Source organism: Stenotrophomonas sp. STEN031, assembly GCF_056759975.1.
In genome coordinates this window covers 1-21,931 of sequence record NZ_JBRREA010000065.1, presented here as the reverse complement: position 1 = coordinate 21,931, position 21,931 = coordinate 1, and the positions used below count along the sequence as shown (strand labels likewise).

26 protein-coding genes are annotated in these 21,931 nt (G+C 63.4%); 12 read left to right on the top strand and 14 right to left on the bottom strand.

The genetic code is table 11. The annotated features are described in order from the left end of the window. The 8 genes from ACVOLQ_RS19525 to ACVOLQ_RS19490 form a co-directional block, all read left to right on the top strand. Window positions 1-460 (top strand): hypothetical protein (locus ACVOLQ_RS19525; RefSeq protein ID WP_481529018.1); only part of this gene is annotated, 460 nt, incomplete at its 5' end. A gap of 10 nt (window positions 461-470) precedes the next feature. Then, on the top strand, window positions 471-1,118 hold the full coding sequence (locus ACVOLQ_RS19520) for an ankyrin repeat domain-containing protein (protein WP_481529017.1): 648 nt from the start codon (window positions 471-473) through the stop codon (window positions 1,116-1,118). Between the two features lie 10 nt (window positions 1,119-1,128). Then, on the top strand, window positions 1,129-1,401 hold the full coding sequence (locus ACVOLQ_RS19515; protein WP_481529016.1) for a hypothetical protein: 273 nt from the start codon (window positions 1,129-1,131) through the stop codon (window positions 1,399-1,401). Then, window positions 1,398-1,778, top strand: a complete 381-nt coding sequence (locus tag ACVOLQ_RS19510) for a hypothetical protein (RefSeq protein ID WP_481529015.1) — start codon at window positions 1,398-1,400, stop codon at window positions 1,776-1,778. Before ACVOLQ_RS19515 ends, ACVOLQ_RS19510 begins: the two co-directional genes overlap by 4 nt. Further along, a complete protein-coding gene (locus ACVOLQ_RS19505) occupies window positions 1,757-2,083 on the top strand; it encodes a hypothetical protein (RefSeq protein WP_481529014.1) in 327 nt (108 codons plus the stop codon). Before ACVOLQ_RS19510 ends, ACVOLQ_RS19505 begins: the two co-directional genes overlap by 22 nt. Further along, the gene (locus ACVOLQ_RS19500; RefSeq protein WP_481529013.1) at window positions 2,083-3,363 is read left to right on the top strand and encodes an ArdC family protein; all 1,281 of its coding nucleotides are present in this window, start codon (window positions 2,083-2,085) and stop codon (window positions 3,361-3,363) included. Before ACVOLQ_RS19505 ends, ACVOLQ_RS19500 begins: the two co-directional genes overlap by 1 nt. Then, window positions 3,360-4,910: an ankyrin repeat domain-containing protein gene (locus ACVOLQ_RS19495; RefSeq protein ID WP_481529012.1), complete on the top strand. Its 1,551-nt coding sequence runs from the start codon at window positions 3,360-3,362 to the stop codon at window positions 4,908-4,910. Before ACVOLQ_RS19500 ends, ACVOLQ_RS19495 begins: the two co-directional genes overlap by 4 nt. 128 nt (window positions 4,911-5,038) lie before the next feature. Further along, the gene (locus tag ACVOLQ_RS19490) at window positions 5,039-6,637 is read left to right on the top strand and encodes a type 4 pilus major pilin (protein WP_481529011.1); all 1,599 of its coding nucleotides are present in this window, start codon (window positions 5,039-5,041) and stop codon (window positions 6,635-6,637) included. Here ACVOLQ_RS19490 and ACVOLQ_RS19485 read toward each other — a convergent pair. After that, complete coding sequence (locus ACVOLQ_RS19485) at window positions 6,634-7,212, bottom strand: hypothetical protein (RefSeq protein WP_481529010.1); 579 nt, start codon at window positions 7,210-7,212, stop codon at window positions 6,634-6,636. The genes ACVOLQ_RS19490 and ACVOLQ_RS19485 overlap by 4 nt on opposite strands. Before the next feature lie 183 nt (window positions 7,213-7,395). Between ACVOLQ_RS19485 and ACVOLQ_RS19480 the strand changes: the two genes are divergently transcribed. The 3 genes from ACVOLQ_RS19480 to ACVOLQ_RS19470 all read left to right on the top strand — a co-directional run bounded on the left by ACVOLQ_RS19480 (window position 7,396) and on the right by ACVOLQ_RS19470 (window position 9,094). Then, complete coding sequence (locus tag ACVOLQ_RS19480; RefSeq protein WP_481529009.1) at window positions 7,396-7,662, top strand: hypothetical protein; 267 nt, start codon at window positions 7,396-7,398, stop codon at window positions 7,660-7,662. 263 nt (window positions 7,663-7,925) lie between these two features. Then, the gene (locus tag ACVOLQ_RS19475; RefSeq protein ID WP_481529008.1) at window positions 7,926-8,303 is read left to right on the top strand and encodes a type II toxin-antitoxin system MqsR family toxin; all 378 of its coding nucleotides are present in this window, start codon (window positions 7,926-7,928) and stop codon (window positions 8,301-8,303) included. Between the two features lie 2 nt (window positions 8,304-8,305). Then, entirely contained in the window at window positions 8,306-9,094 is a 789-nt protein-coding gene (locus tag ACVOLQ_RS19470; protein ID WP_481529007.1) for a type II TA system antitoxin MqsA family protein, read from the top strand. On the opposite strand, the gene ACVOLQ_RS19465 is transcribed toward ACVOLQ_RS19470, so the two are convergent. From ACVOLQ_RS19465 to ACVOLQ_RS19425, 9 genes are all read right to left on the bottom strand, one after another. After that, window positions 9,095-9,424, bottom strand: a complete 330-nt coding sequence (locus ACVOLQ_RS19465; protein WP_481529006.1) for a hypothetical protein — start codon at window positions 9,422-9,424, stop codon at window positions 9,095-9,097. A gap of 91 nt (window positions 9,425-9,515) precedes the next feature. Beyond that, the gene (locus tag ACVOLQ_RS19460) at window positions 9,516-9,935 is read right to left on the bottom strand and encodes a hypothetical protein (protein WP_481529005.1); all 420 of its coding nucleotides are present in this window, start codon (window positions 9,933-9,935) and stop codon (window positions 9,516-9,518) included. After that, a complete protein-coding gene (locus ACVOLQ_RS19455; protein WP_481529004.1) occupies window positions 9,932-12,124 on the bottom strand; it encodes a DUF927 domain-containing protein in 2,193 nt (730 codons plus the stop codon). Before ACVOLQ_RS19455 ends, ACVOLQ_RS19460 begins: the two co-directional genes overlap by 4 nt. 111 nt (window positions 12,125-12,235) lie before the next feature. After that, the gene (locus ACVOLQ_RS19450; RefSeq protein ID WP_481529003.1) at window positions 12,236-13,240 is read right to left on the bottom strand and encodes a hypothetical protein; all 1,005 of its coding nucleotides are present in this window, start codon (window positions 13,238-13,240) and stop codon (window positions 12,236-12,238) included. 37 nt (window positions 13,241-13,277) lie between these two features. Then, complete coding sequence (locus ACVOLQ_RS19445) at window positions 13,278-15,161, bottom strand: hypothetical protein (RefSeq protein ID WP_481529002.1); 1,884 nt, start codon at window positions 15,159-15,161, stop codon at window positions 13,278-13,280. Window positions 15,162-15,266: 105 nt separating this feature from the next. After that, entirely contained in the window at window positions 15,267-15,623 is a 357-nt protein-coding gene (locus ACVOLQ_RS19440; RefSeq protein ID WP_481529001.1) for a hypothetical protein, read from the bottom strand. Between the two features lie 11 nt (window positions 15,624-15,634). Next, window positions 15,635-16,285, bottom strand: coding sequence for a ParA family protein (locus tag ACVOLQ_RS19435; protein WP_481529000.1), 651 nt, complete (start codon window positions 16,283-16,285; stop codon window positions 15,635-15,637). A 222-nt stretch (window positions 16,286-16,507) separates the two neighbouring features. Continuing rightward, window positions 16,508-16,861: a hypothetical protein gene (locus ACVOLQ_RS19430; RefSeq protein ID WP_481528999.1), complete on the bottom strand. Its 354-nt coding sequence runs from the start codon at window positions 16,859-16,861 to the stop codon at window positions 16,508-16,510. A gap of 27 nt (window positions 16,862-16,888) precedes the next feature. After that, window positions 16,889-17,104, bottom strand: a complete 216-nt coding sequence (locus ACVOLQ_RS19425; RefSeq protein ID WP_481528998.1) for a hypothetical protein — start codon at window positions 17,102-17,104, stop codon at window positions 16,889-16,891. Window positions 17,105-17,238: 134 nt separating this feature from the next. Between ACVOLQ_RS19425 and ACVOLQ_RS19420 the strand changes: the two genes are divergently transcribed. Further along, entirely contained in the window at window positions 17,239-17,610 is a 372-nt protein-coding gene (locus ACVOLQ_RS19420) for a hypothetical protein (RefSeq protein WP_481528997.1), read from the top strand. A 27-nt stretch (window positions 17,611-17,637) separates the two neighbouring features. On the opposite strand, the gene ACVOLQ_RS19415 is transcribed toward ACVOLQ_RS19420, so the two are convergent. The 4 genes from ACVOLQ_RS19415 to ACVOLQ_RS19400 form a co-directional block, all read right to left on the bottom strand. After that, a complete protein-coding gene (locus ACVOLQ_RS19415) occupies window positions 17,638-17,943 on the bottom strand; it encodes a hypothetical protein (protein WP_481528996.1) in 306 nt (101 codons plus the stop codon). Further along, window positions 17,943-20,921 (bottom strand): DotA/TraY family protein, encoded by a 2,979-nt coding sequence (locus tag ACVOLQ_RS19410; RefSeq protein WP_481528995.1) that lies wholly within the window; start codon window positions 20,919-20,921, stop codon window positions 17,943-17,945. Before ACVOLQ_RS19410 ends, ACVOLQ_RS19415 begins: the two co-directional genes overlap by 1 nt. Before the next feature lie 61 nt (window positions 20,922-20,982). Then, window positions 20,983-21,486 (bottom strand): hypothetical protein, encoded by a 504-nt coding sequence (locus ACVOLQ_RS19405; RefSeq protein ID WP_481528994.1) that lies wholly within the window; start codon window positions 21,484-21,486, stop codon window positions 20,983-20,985. 79 nt (window positions 21,487-21,565) lie between these two features. Next, window positions 21,566-21,823: a hypothetical protein gene (locus tag ACVOLQ_RS19400; protein ID WP_481528993.1), complete on the bottom strand. Its 258-nt coding sequence runs from the start codon at window positions 21,821-21,823 to the stop codon at window positions 21,566-21,568. Window positions 21,824-21,931 lie beyond the last annotated feature (108 nt).

The window sequence follows — 21,931 nt, the reverse complement described above, 5'->3', positions numbered from 1 at the left end:
TCAAAGCAACCCAGCCGAACTCAACAAAGCCCTGATTGCCCCAGCCCTTGCCGCGCTGGCCCGTTATGACCGCCGCCAGGCCCGTATCGAGCGCCCCGAGGGCAAGAGCGACAACGGCGGCCGCTGGTATGCGCATGGCCGCGATGCGGACGTGCTGACCAACGTGCGGGAGCCGTCGCGCTCCTGGCCGCTGTCGCAGTTGAAGGCCTGCGGCTCGCTGGCCCACTGCGAGCGCTACGAGGACGCCGACCACGCCACTGTGCTGGCCGTCCGGCGCGCTTTGAAAGCCAAAGGCTTGGCTGCCAATGACCCCGCTGCACGGGAGGCCTTTGGCCTCCCTGCGTTGGAAGGCGAGGCAGGCGAAAAGCAGGCCCGCACCTGGGCAGCGCTTAAAGCGCGGGCTGAGCGCAACGATGCCTGGGAACAGGCGTATCGCGCGCCCCTGGCACTGGTCGTTTGAGGGCGCCCCCATGAATGGCAAACCGACCGATTCCGAATGCCTTTTCAGAGCCTCTGCGTTTGGTCACGCTTCGACGGTTTCTGCGCTGATTGCTGGTGGCGCTGACCCCAACGAACGCGACGAATACGGGCGCACTCCACTCTATTTTGCATCTGGGGGTGGCCACGCTTCGACGGTTTCCGCGCTGATTGCCGGTGGCGCTGACCCCAACGTCGCGGGGAACGAGGGCTGGGCACCTATTCACCACGCGGCCAATCTGTTCGATAAAAACGTGGTGGCTTCGCTTCTGGCCGGTGGCGCGAACCCGAACGCCCGGCTGGACGATGGCAGGACTCCCCTGCACCTGGTCGCCACGCAAAAAAATACCGACGTCATGGAGGTGCTCCTCGCGGGAGGTGCCGACCCAACCGCGCGTTGCGAGCGTGGCCGCACACCACGCGATTGTAGCCATGGGCTACGGGGCCAGGCACTGCTAGACGCTGCATATCGTGAGGCTGAACTAGATGCAGCGTTGCCGCCTGCCGTGTCGCGCATGGATGCCTTGGAAGCAGAAAACACTCTGTTGCGTCAGCAACGCGACGCCTTGCGCGGTGCCTTAGAAGGCGTGCTGTCGAGCGAACCGGCCCCGGTCGTCCTCCCGCCCAAGAAGCGGTTTTAAGGGGGGCGTCATGCGGCAGCATCTCTCTTTCATCGAACCGTTCCGCTTCACCCAGTGCGAAGCGACCGGAAAGCGCGGCTATTCCTACAGCGAAGCCCGGCGGTTCTTGGCTACTCGCAAGCGCGCTGGTTGGCACGTTGCGGTCACCAGCGTTTACCGCTGCGCAGAGTGCAACCGCTGGCACCTGGCTTCATTGAAAGCGCCCAAAGCGCCCGTTGACGAAGACCGGGAAAGAGTTCCGCGCTTCAACGCACACACCTGGTTGCGGGGATTGAACGCATGACCCCCGAGCAACGCGAACGCATCCGCCTGCTCACGCTCGACGGCCTGCCGGCGTCGCGCATTGCCATCCTCATGGGGTTGCACAGCAAGGCCATTGTTTCGTGCCAGCGCGGCCTGGGCTTGGCCCACGTTGCGGCGGGAAACGCCCGCCGCTTCAAGGTGGCGGGCCTGCTGACCGCCAGCCCGCCGAAGCAACGCGCCACCCTTTTTGCCGTGCCCGTCGATTTCTCGCCCTCTCCTGCCGGCGACTTCGTGCGGATGCCTTGCCCCCCTGATTCGCTGCCTGTTGTGTTGGTCCCGTCCGTGGGTCACGCGCCAAGCGCGCCGCTTTTTTCTCCCCCACCTGGACCACCACCATGCCCGAGATTTACCGACTGATTGGCGAACCCGTTTTCGCCGGATTAGCTGCCGACCCGGACGGCTTTTTTGAAGAAGACGCACTGACCGAACGCGAGGAAATCGGCGCGTCCGCCGTCGTGGACGTGAGCCGCGACGAACGGGGCATCTACCGCCTGGAAGAACCGATTTTTGATGACGTGCTGCCGGGCACCGAACGCATGACCATGGACGAAGCCCTGGACCTGGTGCGCTCGATGTTGCTGGAAGGTGGCCTGGTCACGCTGCGCCCCGATATCACTGACAGCGAGTTGCTTGATAACGAGCAACGGCGAGGGGGCGAGTGATGGCCACGGCGAAGAAGAAGCCGCGCAAAGCGGCCAGCGGCAGCAGCCCGAAACAGCAGTGGGACGACCACGCCAAGCGCCTGGCGGATACCACCATCGCCGCGCTGGAAAGCGGAAACCTGCCGCGATGGTTGAAGCCCTGGAAAGCCGGCGAACCGCGCGTAGGCGGCCTGCCTTTCAACCCGGTGACACGCACGGTTTACAAGGGCGGAAACGTGCCCGCCTTGCTCATGCGCATGGATGAGTTGGGCAGCGATGACCCGCGTTTCTACACCTACGCCGGAGCGGTGCAAGTCGGTGGCCAGGTGCGCAAAGGCGAGAAGTCTACGGAGATTGTCAGCGTTCGCCGATGGAGCAAACGCGAGGACGGGGCCGATGGCGACGACAACGCGCCAAGCGATGACGCTAAGGTCAAAACCGGCTTGGTGTTCCGCTTCCCCAAGGTGTTCCACGCCTCGCAAATCGACGGCTTGCCGCCATACACGCCACCGCCCCCGCCGCCGGAAGCCTGGCGGCATGCAGCCTGCGAAGCGGTCTTGGAAAAGTCCGGCGTGCCGATTCATCACGGCGCGGGCGATCGTGCGTTTTACCGCCCCAGCACGGATGAGATTTTTCTACCGGACCAGTCGCAGTTCCCAACGCGCGATGGCTATTTCGCCACCGCGTTGCATGAGGCTGGCCACGCCACGGGCCATTCGTCGCGCTTGGCGCGCGACCTCTCCGGGTCGTTCGGGTCGGAGTCCTACGCGCGCGAAGAACTGCGGGCCGAGTTCGCCTCTTACATGGCGGGGGAATCGCTGGGCATTGGCCACGACCCTGGCCAACACCACGCCTACATCGCCAGTTGGGTGAAGGTGCTGAAAGAAGATCCGGCCGAGCTCATGCGCGCCGCTGCGGATGCCCAGAGAATCGTGGAGTTCCTCGGCATTGAGCCACCGGCTCCCGAAGCGGTGGCCAACCTGGCCGCTGACCAGGCGCAGGCGCAGGCCTGGCGTGCCGAGTTCAACAGCGAACTGCTGACGGGCTACGCGCTCAACATCGAAGACGCCGGCATTGATGACACCGTGTTGGCCCGCTATGCCGACCTGTCGGCGCGTGAGGCGGTCCAGACCTACGCCGACGACTACGATTTGACCCCGGTCAGCATCTGGGACATGCGCCAAGAAAACGTGGCCCTGCGGAGCCAGCGCGATGGCCTCAAATCGGCCCTTCAACGCGTCCTGGGCGACGAGCCCGAGCCTGCGCCTACTGCTCCCCAGCCCAAGGGGGTGAGCCTGTGAGCCGCCGCCCTACCTACGCCCAGATAGCCGCAGATTTCCGCCTTTGGCAGGAATACGCCGACCCGAACGGCACCATGGACCAACCGGCGTTCGATGAAACGCCCATGGATGAGCGGCTGGGCCTGTTGAAACAGGCCTTTGGCCCCGAACTGCCCGCCCTGGAACCGGGCTTCTACGGCGTGACCGAACTGCACCGGGCCACCTGGGAGGGGGACGTGGGGAAGGTCCGCCAACTGCTCGCCCAGGGCATGCACGTGGACGCGGCCGACCTGGACGGCGACACGCCGTTGCTGGCCGCCGCACGTAACGGGCACGAACGCCTGTTAGAGGTGCTGCTGGAAGCCGGCGCGGACCCGTTCCTGGAAAACCATGAGGGCGAATCGCCCAGCCAATACCTCATCGTTCAAAGCCGCGTGGTGGACCCGGTTCACCACGCCGTTGCATCGGGCGATACCGCCACGTTGGCCGACCTCATCGACAGCGGGGCCAACCTGCGCCGGTTCGACAAGAACGGGAACACGCCGGCACACGTGGCCTTGGCCCAGGCCTATCGCTATGACCTGGGTATGGACCGCATCGACGTCGACACGAAACAGCGCGCCGTGCTCGACATGCTATTGCGTGCGGACCCTGACCTGGTGGACGTGCCCAACGGGCAGCACCGGGAAACGCTTCAATCCCAGGTGGACGCCATGGACCTGGCAGGCTGCCCCAGCCCACCGCTGGCCGCCGCCAATCCGCAAGAAGCCATGTGGGTGGCGCTGTTCAAGGGCGACGCTGCGGAACTGGCCGACGTGTTGAACCGTTGCCACGCAGACGTGAACCAGCGCACCAGCGACGGGGCCACGCCCCTGCACGTCGCAGCCAAGAATGGCCGGGCTGCCCAAGTCAAAACCCTGTTGGCCTACCAGGCCGACCCAACCGCCGCCTGGTGCGGCATGACGCCCCTGTATGTGGCCACATCGGCGGGGCACGCCAACACCATGGGCGTGCTGCTCAACGCGGGTAGCGACCCGCTGGCGGCTCCTGCAGGAGGCTGCGCGCTCCACGTGGCCGCCGAGCGCCGCGACCCGGCCGCGCTGGCCCTACTCCTGGACAACGGCCTGGTAACCGTGGACCCCCGGGACGAAAGCACCGGCCAGACGCCGCTGCACGTGGCCGCCAGGCGAGGCAACGGCGAAGCCTGCCGCCTGCTGGTGGCTCATGGGGCCAGCCTGGACGTGGCCGACCACCTGGGCAGGACGGCGCTGGACCATGCCAAGGGCGACACGGCGGTGCTGGATGCCATCACCCTGGGACAGACCGACCGGCAAACGCTGGCTGGGGCTCCTGAGCGGCCCGTGGCGGCCATTGCCAGCCCATCCCCTTCCGGTGGTGGCTCCGATGCCGAGCTGGACGCCCTGAGGGCGCGTGTGGTGGAACTGGAAGCCGCCAATGCGGGCCTGCTGGCCGACCGTCAGCAGTTGAAAGACGCGCTGCGCGACGTCTTGGCATCTGCCAAACCTGCGCCATCCCCAAGCAGCCGGAACCTTGGCGGACCGCAATGAACGACATGATTCACGTTTTTAGGAAAAGGCCGATTTTAGTCGGCCTTTTCTCGTTTTTAGCCTCTTTTGAGACCTTGCGGAAACTCAAAGGCGCGCTTTACTGAGGGGAAAATACAAGGTTTTTGCTCATGATTCCCCGCCGCCCAATGCACACCCTCAAACCCAACCGTTTGGCTTCTGGCATTCGGCGCGCGCGGGGCATCACCCTCCTGGAACTGCTCCTGGGCTTGGGCGCTGCATCGGTCATCACCACGGCCGTGTTCCTGGCGTTCCAGCCCACGGACGTGCGGGCAGAGGTCCAGCAAACCCAGTTCGATTTGTCCGACACGGCCACGCGCATCGAACGCTCGTTGGGTCTGACCGGCAACTTTGCCGGGCTGGACAACAGCCTGGTGACCGGCGACCGATTGATGCCCAGCCGCCTCTATCGCAACGGCCGCTTGGAAAACGCGTGGGGCGGCACGGTGACGTTCACCGACTTCACCGTTTCGCGCCCTGCTGACGCGTTCCTGGTGCGGTTGCGAGACGTGCCCAAGGCCGCCTGCGTGCCGCTGGTGTCTTCGCTGGCGGGCAACGTGTGGGATGCCCGCGTGGGCAGTGAATCGGTGTTCCCTGATAAGCGGTTCGACCCTGCCACCACCGCGTCCACGTGTGAGCGCCTGGGCGGCGATGAGGTGTCATTTGTGTTCTATTCCGGCCTGGTGGCCGGCAGCGCCGTCGCCACGCCCTCGCTGACCTTGCCACCGGCTCCGCCGAGTGGTGCCAACCCTCCCGCCCCCACCACCCCCACGGGCCCCGTGGCAGGGGCTCCCAGCGTGGACGATGCTACGCCTGGCACCCCTGGGGCGGTGAGCCCTGGCACGCCCGTGGCTCCGCCTCCTGTTGCTCCGGTGACACCAGCGCCGGCACCGGTCACCCCGGGCCCAGGCGCATCCATCCCGCCGTCCAATCCGACGAATCCGCCGGCACTGTCCCGCTGCACCATACCGGGGCCGGACTATCAAAACGTGGCCACCTGCCCCGCCGGCACGTGGGGCATGGTCCAGCAGACGCGCACCTGGTCGTGTCCAGAGGCCTGGGCCTCGGCAGAGCCAGGCCCATGGTCGGACACCGGCAACACGTGCACCGCGTGCCCGGGGCCCGAAACGGAGAGCACCACCCAGTGGGTTGGCGCGTCGCAGGCCTGCCCGGCTGGCCAAACGGGCGCGCACACGTGGGAAGCGGAACAGGTGGCCACGCGTCAGCGTTCCTACCACTGCCCAGCCGGCACCACGGTTGCACCTGGTCCCACGTATGGCGGGTGGTCTGCCTGGAACGCTACCGGCAACCGGCGCAATGAATCGAACACCTGCGTTACCGTGGCCCCTGTCCTTACCCTTGATGCCACCTGTAGTTTTACGGGGGCACAAACCAATCAAGGCCCTGAAACCTGGAACGGCGGTTGTATCCAGCCCGGCCAGTTCTACATGCGCACCTCACCAGTTTCCGCTGTGTTCTGGTTGCGTTCTAGCGTTGATTTGTCGCAATACGCCATCCAGTGGTCCGGCGACTGCGTGGGCAATGCGACCTCGTGCACCGCTGAGCAAGTGCGGGTTTCCGTCAACTCACCCCATGACAAGACGGCAACGGTGACGGTGACCCACCGCGCCACGGGTCAGCAGTTCTCTAGAACCGTGACCGCGCAATGGCGTGTTCAAGGCATCGACAAGGGCGGTGGCGGCAATTAACGCGCCGCCACTTCCCGCACGCTCTTAGGGCCGTTCTGATAGATGGCCCCGTTCGGGGTGGCCAGGTAACCGGCACCGCCGTGGTAATCCGTCTGGCTGAACATGTGCAGGTTCTGTCCTGTCACGCGGAGCGACGTGCGCGAGCGGGAACCAAAAGCGTCCTTGCCCAGCAACGCAATGTCCGTGGCACTGGCGGCAAACGTTTTTTCACCGCCATGGCTGTGGATGGTTTCCATCGTCGGCTGAAAGCCTTGGGGAACCTTGCTGGCGAAGTTCACGCAAGCCACGTGAGAGTGGTTTGTTCCGATGGCCACGGCAAAGCGGCCATCGTCGTTACGTGCCACCACGCCGCACGCCTCAAAGCCGGTTTCATCCGAGAACGCACGCAAGCGGGGCGAGATGCGGGCCATGAAGTCATCCAGCCCCTCGCTGGCTTCACTGACGGCATCAAACAGGTGTTCGTAGGTGATGGTCCCCACGTTCGGGACGGCCACCTTTTCCACCTCACCAGCGACGGCAGCGGTCGCGAAGGCCAGCGAGGCAAAGGCAGCGAGGGCAAGAGCAAAACGGTTCATGGCGGAACTCCTATATAGTCTAGTCCAGTCTATACTGACGGGGTCGGAAGAAAGGGAGGTCCTGGCGAGGTTTCCTCCCGTTACAATGAGACTATAGCATATTATATAATATAGTCAAGCCCCCGACGAAACCGGGCGGCTTGCTTTACGCTGTCTGGGTTCTAGTCCAGTCCAGACCCGCCCATGCATTCCCCCCTCTTCAAGCACACCACCCAGCCCGCCATTGATGACACCCGGGTTGTCATGAAAGCCGCGATTCCCCGGGAACGCGATGGCGTGACGTTCTCAAAGCAGGCGTTCTTCTTGCTCCCCGTTTCGCTGTCCGAACGGGTCAAGGCGAGCGTGCACGGTGCACCTGGGCCGTCGATGGTGGCTCTGATTGACTGGGCGCTGGCCGAGCTCGAAAGCCGTGGTGAAACGCTGGTGGTTGAAGAGAATCCAGGCGCTTGAAAAAGATTGCGCCCGCACGACGCGGGCGTGCCCTGCCCCGGAAGCATGGCCGGCGTCCTGCCAGGCCACAAAAAAGGGGCCCCGTCACCGGAGCCCCCTCACCCTTTCCACTGACCCACCCAGACATGCGAAGCGGGATGAATCGGCCCCAACATATCAATCTAGACTAGACTGTCAAGCATTGAAAAAACTCCCCTATTGGGGTATTTTTTTGCACATGGAGAGGACAGGGATGACCACTTCCACACATAGGCTTAAAACCCATGCCACCCAAAAAACTCCCCAAAGGCGTGACTCGACGGACCGATGGGGTGCTGGAAAAGCTCACTCCCCATTTCGATATTGGGCAGGTCAAAGCGGTCGTTGCCCAACACGGGGCGAAGTGCTTCACGTTCAGCGCGCAACAAGGCTTCCAAGCAATGGGCCTCAGCCTCGCCGATGCTATTGCTTCTATTGCTGGCATGGATGGCCCTGGTTGCTTCTACAAGGCCATGACCACGTATCACGATGAAACCTTGTGGCAAGACGTCTACCACGTCTCCACACCGAAAGGGTTGGCATACGTGAAGTTCCAAATCGTGTTGCCTCCACCCGGCTCTCATCAGAGCCCAAAGCTCGTTATTTCATTCAAGGCGAAATGACCATGAACACCAAGACCACGAACACCAACACCCTGCCCCGCCTCGCGGTCGGTCAGTGTCCTGTGTGCGGTTCGGCTGGTTCGCTGGTGCATTTCCATGGAGAAGCGTTCCCCGTCGTTGTGGGCGACTTGTCCGGGTCCGTTGGCGACCTTTCGGGCGACCGTTGCCAGGTGTGCGAGGAAGTTTTTTTTGACGACAGCAGCGCCCAGCGTTTTGCCGATGCGGGCGACGCGCTGGTGATGCAATCACGCAAGGAAGAAGGTGCGCACCTCAAGGCCATGCGCAAGCGCTTGGGTCTGACCCAAGGCGAAGTCGGCCTGTTGGTTGGCGGCGGCCACAACGGCGTATCGCGGTATGAAAGCGGCCAATCCGACCCAGGTCCGGCGGCGTTCAACCTGCTGCATCTGCTGGACAAAAACCCCTTGCTGGCCGGCGAACTGCCCGGGGTCGTGGTCACGAAAATCAACACAAAGACGTTCCGCCATCACCTTCATGAGCGCATGGGGGCGAAAGGTGCCATGGCCCTGAGCGCAAAAGGCCAGAAGGGCGGGAAGACGGTCAAGCCCAACAAGGTCATCACCGTGGCCGGCCAGCAAGTGGTCATCAATGTGGACGCTTCTGCCGTCCTCGGCACTGTCAGCCGGGCAGGTAAGCGACACGTGGCCGGTTCCAAAGTCAAACAGGTGGACGTGGGCAGGCTGGTGGCGGCGAGGGCTGCTGCAGAACGGCCAGTTGGCCAGTCAAAGCGCAATGCTGCGGCCAAATCCGCGGTTGCCAAGAAGAGCCGCTGACTACCAGGTCAGCGTCTCTCGCAGGCGCTTCGTCAGGGCCTCGTTGACCTGCAACCGCAGTTCGATGCCCCAAGCCACCAGGAACACGCCCAGGGCGACTTTCCAGCCCGCTGTGGCCCATAGGAAGGCCGTGCCCCCGAACACTAGGACAAGCGAGCCCAGGAGCCGTTTGACGAGCCCAGGCGGGTCTTTCATCGTGGGAATCTCACCGCGCTGCCGGTCCGCCTCAAACATGAGCCGTTCGCCCCGCTCCTGGGTGTCCAGGTCGTCAGACCTCATCATTTCTCGGGCCAGTTCGGCCAGCCGGTCAACGCCTTGCTTGTTCGGCATTCGATTCCCCTTCCCCTGAAAAAAACCCCCGCCCCGAAGGGCGAGGGCTCCACTGTAGGCGACAGGTCTGCACCCCGTCGCCTGGTGGCGGTTAACCCAGTTTCTGGCGTGCTGCCGTCGTTGCGGCTGGTGCACTCTGCGGCGCGGCAATGCTCACGAACAACAGGGCCATGAACGCGTAGGCCAGCGCCTCACGCTGGAAGGCCTTGGCCGTGTCTCGGTCGAGCTTTTGCCGCATCGCATCCCTTGCGGCGTCGCGCTTGGCCTTGGCCTTGGCCAGTTCATCGGCCCGGCGTTCCTGGGTGATGCGCTCCACCTTCTTGGCCATGCCAGCCAAATACCCTTCCACCTGGGCCGCCAGGGCATTGAGGTCCGCAGCGACAACCTTGCCCACCCCAGGAATCTCGGCATAGACCTGGCGGGTGGTGTGGTCCTGTTCCACTGGGAACACCACGGGACCGATGGCAATGCCTGGCGGTTTTTGAACGGCGGCAACGGTAGGCAGGCTCATGGCGTTCCCTCAAAGAGTCGTGCAATGTGTTCGGCATCGTCCAGGCTAGGAACGTCTTCAAACCCGGGGATTTCCAGCCGTTCGTCCATGCTATCGCGCCCCTGTTCGGCGATGCCATGGGCTTGGAGAGCGCGTTGGTCCTGGGTGTGCCAGAGATCCCCGTTTTGGGCCTCGTAGTCGTCCGAATCGGCCAAGCCGGCCGGACGCCATGCCCCCCGCTTTGCATGCGAGGCCAACGACCGGGCTTGCTCGGCCAGGTCGGGTTTGCGCAGCAGCATTTTGAGGCCACGGGAGCCGCCGCCCAGTTGCCGGGCCAGCGACGTGGACAACTTGTAGCCGTCGCGGTCTTTCTCGTTCGATTGGAGCAACCCGAACGTTTTGAGGGCCGTGGTCAGTTCGGCCCGGTCGATGCCGGCACTGCGCTCCAACTCATCCAGGGCGGCTGCGCCCAGCACCAGCGTCCCTTCAAAATCCGTTTCGGAATCCATCAAACGGACCTGATGAATCTGCCCCAGCGCCCCGCGTGCGTTGCCCATGGCCATGCTGGCCAGGTGGCGGGCTTGTTCGGTCTGCCGTTGCTCTTCCGACACGTCAACGTAGTCCTGCCCGGCGGTGTCTTTGTAACGTCGCACCGGCTCCCGGTGGGCGTAGCCTTTCCAGAGGAATCGGCCCGCGTTCAATGACAACCACTCATGCAGGTCCAGCAGAAGTTTGTGTTGGCGGTGAAGCGATTGCCCGATGGCGTTTTCAGGCTCCTGCTCATAGCGCGCCATGGCCGCGCTGATGGCTTCGTGCGCAGCGGCCCCAGCCGTCTCACTGATGATTTCGCCGGCCAGGTCAGCGCCCAACATCGCCAGTTCAAAGAACGCCAGCAGGCGCGCTTGGTCGCTGAAAATCGCCGACAAACGCGGGTTGCCGCGCAGTTCTTCATCGTAGGTGTAGAACGTTTCGACCCAATGGCCTCGACGGCTGCGGATGGCTTCCACGGCGGCCGGGTAACCCCAGCCGTGGTTCTGTGACAGCGCATGCAGGCGACTGGGCAACGCCGACACCTCGGTGAAGGTCGTCAGGTCGCCGTCCAAAATGTCGAGCTCAAAAATGCGGGTGGTCAGCGCTTCGCCCTTCTTCGCGCTGGCGGCCAGGTCCAGCAGCGCTTTGTTGCCAGTGGACAGCACCGTGACCGTCCAGGTGGCCCCGGTGATGGTGCCCCCCGTCTGCGTGGCCTTCTCGCGGCCGCCACCGTTGGAAATGAACATCAGAGTGGTGGCCCCGCCGTCCGCGTCCTTCATCAACAACTGGTCCATTTCGTCCACCAGCAACCACCCGTGGTTGCTCGATGCCAAACGGTTTTCCAAGCCTCGGGCGGTGCTGGCCCCATCGACATAAGAGGGTTTGTCAGGCACGCCGGCCAACGACGACACGGCTTTAAGAATCGTGGTCTTGCCACGGCTCGGCGCGCCGGTCAGGTTGAGGATGTGGCTGGTGGAATGGGGCAATGGCACCACGCCACGGAACATAGAGCCCAAGGCGGCAGCGACGCAGAACGCCAGGATTCCGCTGTCTTCCATGAGCTCGGTCATGGTCTTCTGCCACTGCGCCTTGGTGCCGGCGGTGACAGTGGAGCCCGGTGCCGGGCCCACGTAAACGTCCATGCCAGGGCGCACGTGCTGGTCGTGCGACACCCAACCGGCCGTTTCGTAGCCTTCGCGGGTGGGCAACACGCGGCGTTCGGAATGCTCCTTGATGCAGTAGGTCAGCATTTCTTCAACCGCTGCCGCCCGCTTGTTGGTGGGGGGCTTCCAACCGGCGCGCACCAGGGGGTGGTCTTTGCGGCCGAAGCCGCCCAGTTCACCCAGCGGCAGTTTGACTTCCCCAACCCCGCCGTGGATGCGGGCGAAGCGCACGCGCACGTAGACCGATTTAGAGCCGTCCGGCGCGGCGGCCTCGATGATTTCCACCGGCCAGAGCGGCAAGGGGTGGACGCAATACCAAGCCCCCTCCTTGTCTTCTTTCCAAAACCCCGACGAGGCGATGCGACCCATCGGGCCGTCGTAGATGACACGGCCGGACGACAACGGGTCGTCACTTGGCGGCGTCAACTCTTCTTCGTCCTGCATCAGCAGGCGCATCTCGTCTTCTTTGGTTCCCCAAAGGGTTTCATCGGTGTTTGTTTCGGGTTTGGTGGTCATGGGTGCAGCCATGTCCGCTCCTGGGTGGTCAACTAACTATACTATAGTATATTATATAATATTGTCAAGAGTTAGTTTGGGGTGGCGTGGGAACTTTGGGAACACTGGGAACTATCCATCCTTTGTAGCACTATTCGCCTTGTCGGCAAGGGCCTTTTTCCACCCCGTGCCCGCCTCGTCTCGCAGTGCCTGTTGGCGTCCCAGTGCGACGCGGGCCTCTTCTTCCATGGCCTTGGCGCTTTGCACCTCGGCGTTCGCCCGCCTTAGTTCCCGGTCCAGTGCTGTCAGTGCTGGCGACTGCCGCCACCCCTTTTCATGCAGCCACGTGGCAACTGGTTGGGCCAGCCGTTCGGAGGTTCGACGGCGACGAACCTCTGCCCGTTGCGCTCGTTTGACGTCGACGGCCGCCTGAGCGGCATGAAACAAGGCGTTGGCTTCTTGAACGGCCGCCACCGCTTCGGCGTAGATTTCGGGCAGCGAGCGTTTGGGCGGCTCTTTACGTCGATGTTCCCCGTTGGCACGCCGCCAGGCACTCATGTATCCCAGCGCCCTGCCGGCATGGGCCAGTTCTTGGGTTTCTTTTACCGCCGCCGCGTCGGTGTGCGCTGGGAACACCCGGACAACGCCGCGCCCGGTGACCGCTTCTTGAAGCGCCAGGCGCAACCATTCCTGGGCGGCCGGGTGGCTCCCGGCCTGCACTTCCCAGTCCTCGCCATCCACGAGTTCGGCGCGCCAGATGCGCCAGAAATGACGCCAGCAGCCCACCACGTCGGTTTCAATGCCGGCCACCGCGTGGCGAGGCGATAACGCCAGGGCCAACCATGGGCCGGCGGGGTCACGGTCACGGCTGCGCCACGCTTGGGCTTGGCCATCCATCAATGCGCCCTCTGCTGTCACATCTTCAAACGTGGGCAGAGGGCGGTCAAACGTGGCGTAGGGGCGGAAGAACAGCACGCTGCGCCGCACTTCGTTCAGCAAGTCCACGTCTTCCCATTGCACCTTCGGCGGTTCCGGCGGACCGCCAGACTTGCGGGCATCCACCAGCGCATCGGCCTGTGCAAGAAGGGCGGCCACCTCATCGTCAGCGGTCGGCGTGGATGGGGTGGCCATTTTCATCAGCGGTTACCTGGTTGTCGTTTCATCGTCCCCGACCTCATGCGCCCGGGGTGTTGCCGGAGGGGCCGTTATTGCCAGGAGCCGGCGCGTTGGCCAGCAGCCGTTCCAGACGTTCGCGCAGTTCGTCTCGCTGGCCCTGCGTCTTGGCCAGTGCGGCTTGCACCTCTGCCATGGCTTCGGGGGTGGGACGGGCGTCGCGCTGGGCTTCGGCCGTTGCCTTGCCAGCCAGGGCGTCACGGGCGGCCTGCTCGGCTTGCGCGCGGGCGGCTTGTTCGCTGGCCAACTGCTGGGCCTGCGCCGCTTGCTGGGCCTTCAAGGCGGCCAGTTCTTCGCGCAGCGAGGCGTTGGCAGCCTCGGCCTTCTCGCGGGCTTCAAACTGCGTTTTGCCCTGCTCGATGGCTTGCGACAACTGGCGCTTGGTCCCATCCAGGTCGCGTTCGGCGTTGCTGCGGGCCTGCTTCTCGCTGGCCAAGGCCGCAGAAACTTTTTCAAGCTCCTGCGCGGATGCCTGGCGCGCGGCCTGCTCGGCCTTCAACTCGCCCCGAACGGTGGCCAGGTCGGCTTCGGCCTGTTGCTTTACGTCCACCAGTTCGCCGCGCAACTTCTCGACCGTGGCGGCGTGGGCCTGCTGGTCCTGCGCGCGGGCCTCGCGTTCGGCGGTCAGTTCCTTGTCCAGGCCAGCGGCCTGGGCGCGGTAGTCGTTGCGCTCCTGCTCGACGCTGGCCAGCGTTTTGCCCGTCGATTCCAGGCGGTTTTCCAACTGCTCCACCTGCTCGCTGGCCGTTGCCAACTCGCCTTGCGCTTCGGTCAGTTCGGCCTTGGTGTCGTCCAGCGCTTCGGACAACTTCGCGGCTTGCTGTTGCGTCGTTTCAAGCTCAAAAGTGGTTCTTTCCGCGTGTTCAACGGCTTGGGCCACCAGCGTGGCTTGTTCGGCAATCGTGGCGGCATTGGCCGCTTCGGCTTCGGCAGCCTGCTGCTGGATGGCCTGCACCTGGTTCTCCAAGTGGCCAACGCGAGCAACCAACGATTCTTCTTTTTCCAGGGCACGGAGCGCGCCCCGGTAGATGGCGTTCTGCTTTTGAAGCGCCTGGGCCTGGGCGTAAAGGTTGGCCGCTTCCGCGCCCACTTCCTGGGCCGCCTTGCGCAGCGTCTCTTTGCGCGTGGACAACGGCAACTGCTCGGCCACTTCGTCGGCGCTGTCTTCGTCCAGCAGAGGGGGCAACTCGCCCTTCTCTGCTGCGGCCTTGTATTCGTCCGATTCCTCGGCGTTCAACTGGGCCTTGCGCTCTGCCACCTTCGCCCCGGTTTCGTCGCGGATGCGGAACACCAGGCCGCTCATGCCCTCTTCGGCCAGCCGCTGGTTGATGTCGCGCAAAATCGCTTGGCGGAACTCGCCACGGGTGAACGAAAACTTGGGCGTTACACCGTTGCCGGCCTGGTCCAGCGCCGTGGTGTGCACTTGGGCCATGAAGTGAGGGCCGCGCTCGTCGTCGTGGTGGATTTCGTGCGCGATGACCGCGCGCTTGCCGCGCATGTGGTAATCCGCAACACGGCCTTGCCCTTGGTTCTTGGTCGCGGTGGCTTGGGGGTTGCGCAGGGCGTCCAGGATGATTTCCCGGGCCCGCTCCGGGTTCTGATACGCCGACAGGTCAATCAGCAGGCGTTCCCACTGGCTTTCATCGTCCCCACCCGGGGCCTTCCCGCCCGGGGTCGTCAGCCCACGCTTCCGCATTTCTTCGTTATCGAACAGCGGCACCCCTGCCTGGTCCAACTGCTCCAACAGTTCGCCCAGCGTCTCGGCCCGGTAGACCTTGCCGGTGGTGGGGTCCACGTATTCACTCGGCGACTGCCAGGAATCGGTTTTGGCCAGGCTGCGGATTTGTTGGGTGCCGAGGGCGGAACCGTTGAGCGTGATGGACATGGAGGGCGGGCCTTTAGGGGTGATGACTTCAAGCTAGTGAGGGATTTGAACTTGTCAATCCCTCGCCGCACTACTAAAAACAGGCGAGGGCATGAGGGTATCCGGTCACTTGTCCTTTTCGCGGCTCACCAAGGTCTGGCCGCTGGATTCCAGGTAGTCCAGCATGGCGTCCGCCAGCACGGCCACGGCGGACGTGTGGCTGCCGATGACGTGGGTTTTGATGCGTTCCAAGGTGTCGTTGGGAACCCGCACCAGGACGTTGGTCACGCCGGAGCCAGAGCCGGCCCGGATCTTCGCTTGGACCTGCGCCAAGGGAGCCCCAGGGCCGCGCATGCTCAACTCATGATCGAACGCGGCGGACGTCTGCTTGAAGGCCACTTCATCGGCGACGTTGCCCAGGTTGCCAAGTTCTGCGGCCCAATCGGTGGACGGCTTCTTGGTGGTGGGGGCTTTCTTATGCATGGGGAAATCCTTTAAAGCGGGAGGCCGTTGGGGGAGTAGCGGCGCGAAGGTTCACCCTTCAACAGCGCCATCAGTGCGGCCATGACCACATCGAACTCTTGGCGAATCTGCTGGCCAAGCGGGACGCCATTTTTTTCGTCGTAGACCGTCACGCCGTTGTTGAAGGCGCGGACCAAGCCCGAACGCTTCGGCAGGAAGGGTTGTTCAGGGAACAACTGAGCCATCATGTCCTGCTGGTCAGAGGTGTTTTCGACGCGGTTGGGCAGCACCAGAAAGCGGGCGTTTTGGGCCTGCAACTCCTGAATGAACCGGACCGTGGCGGCCCAGTCGCCTTTGGTCATCACAGTGGGAACCAAGGCCACTTCCCCGGCGAGGTTCACGGACTGCGGCAGGCCCGGCGGGTGGTCGTATACCGTCCAGTCGTAGCCAGCGACGGGCGAGGTGCCGACGCGGAAAGTGGGTTCCCTGCCCTTGCTGCGAGCGATGCCCGCCCAGGTCATAGAACCGCCCTGGGGGTCCAGGTCAATCAGTTGGACTTTCTGACCAGCGGAAGCCAGCGCGCCCGCGACTTGGAGGGAACACATGGTTTTGCCCACACCCCCCTTGGCGTTGACCACGCGGATGGCTTTGGGAACTGCCTGGGGTTTTGCGGGGGTCATCATGGGTGAGGCTCCAGGTTAGAAGAGGCGAACGCCGCCGAAGGCCAGCAGCACGACCACGCCGAGAACGGCCGGCGCTGCCAGGGCGGCAAGAGCGAACAGTGCAGCGGTAGAGAGACGGCGGGCCATGACGGCATTCCTTGGTGGTCTATAGGTGCTATAATAGCATATAATATTATATTGTCAAGCGCTTGGGGGTTCTTTTTTTGCCTTGATTGCAGCCGTTCAGTTCACGAACTGACGGGCCACAGCCAGGGCCGACATGTAGAACAGGACCAAGGCGATGGTTTCCCCGTGCGCTTTGAGGAATCGGATGCTTTGCGGGTGTAACTGCCAAACCGAACGTTCCGGGGGTGTCGGCGGTGTCCCACGCTGGGGCTCTTGGGAGGCGGTCCAAGAAGTCCCCGTGCTGCCGGCGTCGCCCTGCCCGGGTTCCCCACGTTCCAGCCAGGCGACCCAAAGGGACAACGCCAGCAGAACCAGGAGGAAGGGCAGTGCCAAGACGGCGGCCATCAACCGGCGTTCCTGGTCCACCAAGTCGGCGTAGTAATCAACGAGAGAGTGAAGCGCATCAAGCATGGCGGTCCAATATTATATAATATAATATTATTTAATAGCCGTGGGGTTCAGCCAGGCCGCAATGGCGGAGTCGGCGTCTTTCACAGGAAGCGATTGAAGCGTGCGGGCTCTTTCCGCATACCTTGCGAACATGTCGCGGGCGGCTGCTTCCTTCGCGCGAACCTTGGGGTCAATGTCCACTTCAAAGCGTCCCGTGATGGGGCCAGTGTGGGCGGCGATGTTGAAGTGAGTGCGGTGGGCCATGGCAGGCTCCTTTCTGTTGGGATACTATAATAGTATATTATATAATATTATTGGCAAGTCCGGGAGTGTGAGCAAACCCGCAGTTTTTAGCTTTAGTCATTACAATCAACGAACCAAAACAGGGACGAAAAACGATGGCACTGGGAACATGTGCGGAATGCGGGCATGCAGTGAGTTCAACCGCAGTAGCCTGCCCGGGATGCGGAGCGGTCACGGGGAACGCGGCGATTGTTGCCCCGCCGGTAAAAAGCGGCGGCGGCATCGGCCGCGTGCTGCTTTTCTTGTTCTTGGGCGGCCTCGGCATCCTCGTTTTCATGATTGTTCTGGGCTCAATCATTGGCTCAACACCCGAAGGCAAGGAACGGCAGCGGGAACGCGATGCCATTGAGTTGTGCTGGAAGGACTACGAGCGCAAGAGCTTCGACCCTGGCACCAAGCTTTTCATTGCCACCGCGTGCGAAAAGATGGAAGCCGATTTCCGCGCCAAGCACGGCCGCAACCCGTAACGGGTAGGGCGGCCGAAGCCGCCCTGGTCAGTGCAACAGGTCCACCGGAATCCTGCCCCCGGCGTCGAAGATGAGCCGGGCGGTCAGGCCCCCGTCTGCGCCCCTGGCCAGCAGAGCAAACCGCAGGGCGGTGCCCGTCGCCGGCACCCCCACGTCCAGCAGCGCGGCAACCGCCTCGGCGTTTCCAAACGAGGCCTGCCGGCGCAGTTCTTCGTCGGGGTCTACCATCGCCTGGCGTTCCAACCGGTCAAGGATTCGGGCGTATTCGTCGCCGCGCCGCAAGCGGTCGCGGGTTCGATTCGTCACGTTTGGCAAGGTGGGAATGGGGGCCATTACAGCACCCCATCCTGGCCGGCCCGGAGCAGCACGGCATCGCTGGCACGCAGTGGCAACGCCTTCTCGTCGCCGTTGGCCACCTTGTTGCGCACCTGGCCAGCACGCACGCCAGCCCACTCCTTGGCCTGCCCCACAAACGCTTCCCCTTGGCCGTTGGCCACCGCGTCTTTGTAGCCCTGGGCAAACTCCGGGTCGGCCTGGCAGGCTGCATCGATGGCGTCGGAACTGTTGGCGTAGTGCGGGCCAGAGCCGCTATCCAAGGCCTGAATCTGAGCCGTGGCGCGCTCCAGCCCATTCCCACCGCTAGAACCGCTGCCAGAGTCACCAGACGCCCCACCGGATGGCGTCCCACCCATCAACGCGCCACCGGCCGCCTTGGCTGCAGCAGCAGCCAGGTGGGCCTCGGTGGCCGCCATATGACCCTGCGCCTTGCCGAATGCACCCTGGGCCTCACTAACCAGGCGCTGGTAAGGCTCCGCGCCCTCCCCGCTGTTGGCATGCTCGGCCATCAGTCGATTCACGGCCTCGGGCCCTTGTCCACGGGCTTCCCCCAGGGCTGCACCAAACTCGGGGTTCATATGCCCGGCAGCGGTCAACGCGGCTTCACCGTGCTTGGCCTGGGCATGGGCCGCACGTTCAGAGCCCGCGGCCGTTCCACCGCCGCGCTCCTGCTTCTCTTCTGCGTTCCAGGCGTCGCCGCGAGCCCGTTCCAGGTTGCCGAAATCGACCTGCTGCTGGCGCTCGGCCGTCTCTTCCTGGCGATGCTTGTTCGCAGCGCTTTCCTTGGCCATCTGCCCGATTTGGCTGCCAAGCTTTTGAGTCACCGCGCCAGCGGCAACGCCGGCACCCAGCATCGCCGTGGATTGGCCCTCAACGGCACCGGCCAGTGGTTGAGCATTGCTCCCCAGCACGTTATCAGCAGAACCACCAATCCAGCGCAGCACGCTATCGGGAATGGTGTGGATGAGGGCAAACACCTTTGTCATGACAGTAATCATCAGCACTGAATAGATGGCCAGACCCATCACGACATTGATAAACCCACCCCAAGAAGCGTTGTCTTGCATGACACTCATGCGGAACACAGCGGCAAACGTGGAGTTCAACAACTCACCGATGGGCACCAAGATGGCCACGGCACAGATGAAACCCAGCACCATCAAGGCCGGCCGCAAGGTCAGTGACAGCACCAGCATGTAGCCCTGGCCACCACGCCCCACCACGCCGTCCCCGTCGGGAGCCAAGTGGGCCACGGCCCAAAGCGGCGATGCGATGACTGCTTCAACGACCAGCACCATCCACCCCAGAACCACTCCAATCCAAAGGACGTAGGGAATCATCGGGATGACAGACGACAGAACTGCCCCCATTAGGACCAGGGGGCCAACCACCGCAAAGAACGGGCCGGTGAGCAAATCAACGACAACCATGAGCGAAATATCGCTACCCAGCCCCTTGCCGTAGACATTGCCCGCAATAACGCCGGCCGCTGTCAGTGCAATGCTGCCCACGGTGTAGATGCCGATACCCCACGACTTCATCATCTCACCGGTGTTCTTTGTGGCGACGAGCGGGTGCCCACTCATTCCATCAGGGTCCACGCCCCGACCGGCTTCCATGACCCAGCCCAAAAGCTTGTCGATGAGTTCATTAGAGCGCGGAGATCCGACCTGCCCAACCCCTGGGGCTTCAACGTCTTGCACTGCTTGGCTGGCTTCGGCCCAAAGCAACTGGGCGTGTGCATACCTGCCCATATTGTCCTGGACAGCGATTTCAGCAGAGCGGGAAGTAGCGCTGGCGATGGCGTCCTGCGAGTGCGCCAGTTTGACGAACCACGCCCCGGTAACCATCCAACCGTCTTGCTTCATGGCTTGGCTGAAACCAGCGTCTTGAAGAGCCCCCACCTGCGCGTTCACTGAAGCGCGGATGGCATCAGAGTAGGCCTGCGCTGCGGCCTTGATTTCCGGGGCTACTAGCGCAGAGTTACCAAACCCATTGTTGTCATACCGGCTCTTCGCATAGGCCTCGGCCAACGCAGACATGCGCGCATTCAAGGCGTTGAGCGCCGCCACGTGCGTGGGGAACACTTGCTTGGACAACGCGTTGGGGTCAATCAAGGAGCGAGCAAACGCGGCAGTGTTGTCTGTGGCGGGAAACTCTTTGCCCGTGGGCTTATCGAACATGGCCCGGCCGCAAGAAAAGCCCGAATCCGAGATGGCTTCAAACCCCACCTTGCTGCCCGTCTCGATAGGCTTCATGTTCACAACCAGGGGCCGCAACCCAACCGGTGACAAGTCGGTGGTCAACTTCCCGTCTTCATTCATCCCGACGCGGCAGACGTGGATGAGGAACAGGCTGCCCGCCGTCCGCTCGATGCGTTTGATTTCAGAGGGTGGAACGTAAGCCGCGCCTGCCATGGGGTTATCGGCAAATGCACCCCAGACTTGGTTGGCGATGCCCACGCCTTGGAGCGCCAGCCAGATGACCATGGCCTGCACCAGGGAGAATCCGCCGAACGTTGGCATGATGGCAGCCGCGCCCAAGGTGGTCCGGATGGGAATCCACATCGAGGACCACTTTTTGCCCAGCAACTCGCCATCGTGCGCCGTGGAAAGCGTGCCTGCCAGCAGCGTGTAGAACACGAGGATGCCGGCGACAATGAGCACTGCACTGTTGAAAGCGCCGATGGGCGCAGCCAGTTGCGACACGCCCCCGGCCCCTGTCAACTCGGGGAAAAGCTTGTCCAGGAACAGTTTTTTGGAAAGGTCGGTGTCGGGAACGTCGAACGCAAAGGCGGCAGGCGACAGGCCCAGCATCAGCAAGACCAGCAGGTAACGGCCCAGGTCATAGACGGCCCTGGTCTTTGCGGTCCAGTCGCGCAGGGCTTCCCTGGCGCAGTCGGCCGGCTTGCGGCCGATTGCCTCGGCAGTGTCGCGGAACTCTTCCACGGCCTCGGCGGTGTCAACGAACTGCACGCGACCACCGCTCACCAAAGGGCCCGTTTTGGCGGGGCGACGGCCCCGCAGGTTGGCAGGCTCAGACACGGCGCACCCCTTTGCTGGCGGGCAACGGTTCATAGGTCCACCCTGGCACCCAGTCGAGGGGATTCCTGGCCCAGACGCTCACGCCATGGAGCTCACGGCGGTCCAGTTGCATCGCCCGGAAACTGGCCCGGAAGAAGAACCCAGCCATGGCGAAGAACGCACCCAGGGCTGCCAAGCATCCGCCCAGGCTGCCATCCAGGGCGTTGCTTGCGCCGATGCCGACTGCGACGACGGCAAAGGCCAGGGTCAGGTAGGCAATGAATGCGTGCTGGCGATACAGCGTTGCCAGGTCGTCATGAGTCAAACCACGCCTGGCCACTGCATTGGCGAACGTTTCGCGGCGGTCGGTGCCCTTGCGAGTGGCCCAAAAAGCCTTCGCCGTAGCGATGGCTGAGGTGGCGTTGTCCTTGATTTCCTCGGTGTTGAGGACTTTTGCGGTCTTGTTGAGCGTTGAAGCGGTGGCCTTGGAAGCGGCCTTTTTAACAAAGCGGAACATGGGGGAAGCCTTTGCCGGGTGCCCGGCCATGGAAGGGAAAGGGGGGTGGGGTGGACATTTGTCCACCCCGGTGAAACAGTCAGGCCCCTCCCTTGGCTACCCAGAGCACGATGCCAACCAAGGCACCGAACACCAGGGCGGGAACGGGCTGCTTCCGCAGCCAAATCGTGTAGAGCAGGGCCACGGGGTAGCGCCAAGACAGAGCCGCAAGGCCCACCAGGAGGACCGCCAAGGCGGCCGCTTTCTTGGGGTTGGCCTTGGGCCAGGTGGTCACCCCGTCGAACAGGCGTTCTTCCCAGGTGCGGCCGTCATCGGGGGTTTGGGTGTCGTCGCTCATCGGGCACCCCCACGGACACGGAACAGCAAGGTGGGAAGGCGGGCCACGTCTCTTTCAAGAATGGTTTGAGGCCTGGAAGGTGGAACGCTTGGTAAAGGGTTGCTTTGG

Excerpts from the sequence above, each read along its gene's own strand:
- ACVOLQ_RS19400 (WP_481528993.1), bottom strand. The coding sequence starts at position 21,823 with ATGAGCGACGACACCCAAACCCCCGATGACGGCCGCACCTGGGAAGAA.
- ACVOLQ_RS19445 (WP_481529002.1), bottom strand. The coding sequence starts at position 15,161 with ATGTCCATCACGCTCAACGGTTCCGCCCTCGGCACCCAACAAATCCGC.
- ACVOLQ_RS19475 (WP_481529008.1), top strand. The coding sequence starts at position 7,926 with ATGCCACCCAAAAAACTCCCCAAAGGCGTGACTCGACGGACCGATGGG.
- ACVOLQ_RS19415 (WP_481528996.1), bottom strand. The coding sequence starts at position 17,943 with ATGGCCCCCATTCCCACCTTGCCAAACGTGACGAATCGAACCCGCGAC.
- ACVOLQ_RS19465 (WP_481529006.1), bottom strand. The coding sequence starts at position 9,424 with ATGCCGAACAAGCAAGGCGTTGACCGGCTGGCCGAACTGGCCCGAGAA.
- ACVOLQ_RS19430 (WP_481528999.1), bottom strand. The coding sequence starts at position 16,861 with ATGCTTGATGCGCTTCACTCTCTCGTTGATTACTACGCCGACTTGGTG.
- ACVOLQ_RS19500 (WP_481529013.1), top strand. The coding sequence starts at position 2,083 with ATGGCCACGGCGAAGAAGAAGCCGCGCAAAGCGGCCAGCGGCAGCAGC.
- ACVOLQ_RS19450 (WP_481529003.1), bottom strand. The coding sequence starts at position 13,240 with ATGAAAATGGCCACCCCATCCACGCCGACCGCTGACGATGAGGTGGCC.
- ACVOLQ_RS19520 (WP_481529017.1), top strand. The coding sequence starts at position 471 with ATGAATGGCAAACCGACCGATTCCGAATGCCTTTTCAGAGCCTCTGCG.
- ACVOLQ_RS19480 (WP_481529009.1), top strand. The coding sequence starts at position 7,396 with ATGCATTCCCCCCTCTTCAAGCACACCACCCAGCCCGCCATTGATGAC.
- ACVOLQ_RS19440 (WP_481529001.1), bottom strand. The coding sequence starts at position 15,623 with ATGCATAAGAAAGCCCCCACCACCAAGAAGCCGTCCACCGATTGGGCC.
- ACVOLQ_RS19510 (WP_481529015.1), top strand. The coding sequence starts at position 1,398 with ATGACCCCCGAGCAACGCGAACGCATCCGCCTGCTCACGCTCGACGGC.
- ACVOLQ_RS19455 (WP_481529004.1), bottom strand. The coding sequence starts at position 12,124 with ATGACCACCAAACCCGAAACAAACACCGATGAAACCCTTTGGGGAACC.
- ACVOLQ_RS19460 (WP_481529005.1), bottom strand. The coding sequence starts at position 9,935 with ATGAGCCTGCCTACCGTTGCCGCCGTTCAAAAACCGCCAGGCATTGCC.
- ACVOLQ_RS19420 (WP_481528997.1), top strand. The coding sequence starts at position 17,239 with ATGGCACTGGGAACATGTGCGGAATGCGGGCATGCAGTGAGTTCAACC.
- ACVOLQ_RS19435 (WP_481529000.1), bottom strand. The coding sequence starts at position 16,285 with ATGATGACCCCCGCAAAACCCCAGGCAGTTCCCAAAGCCATCCGCGTG.
- ACVOLQ_RS19505 (WP_481529014.1), top strand. The coding sequence starts at position 1,757 with ATGCCCGAGATTTACCGACTGATTGGCGAACCCGTTTTCGCCGGATTA.
- ACVOLQ_RS19405 (WP_481528994.1), bottom strand. The coding sequence starts at position 21,486 with ATGTTCCGCTTTGTTAAAAAGGCCGCTTCCAAGGCCACCGCTTCAACG.
- ACVOLQ_RS19470 (WP_481529007.1), top strand. The coding sequence starts at position 8,306 with ATGAACACCAAGACCACGAACACCAACACCCTGCCCCGCCTCGCGGTC.
- ACVOLQ_RS19515 (WP_481529016.1), top strand. The coding sequence starts at position 1,129 with ATGCGGCAGCATCTCTCTTTCATCGAACCGTTCCGCTTCACCCAGTGC.
- ACVOLQ_RS19490 (WP_481529011.1), top strand. The coding sequence starts at position 5,039 with ATGATTCCCCGCCGCCCAATGCACACCCTCAAACCCAACCGTTTGGCT.
- ACVOLQ_RS19425 (WP_481528998.1), bottom strand. The coding sequence starts at position 17,104 with ATGGCCCACCGCACTCACTTCAACATCGCCGCCCACACTGGCCCCATC.
- ACVOLQ_RS19485 (WP_481529010.1), bottom strand. The coding sequence starts at position 7,212 with ATGAACCGTTTTGCTCTTGCCCTCGCTGCCTTTGCCTCGCTGGCCTTC.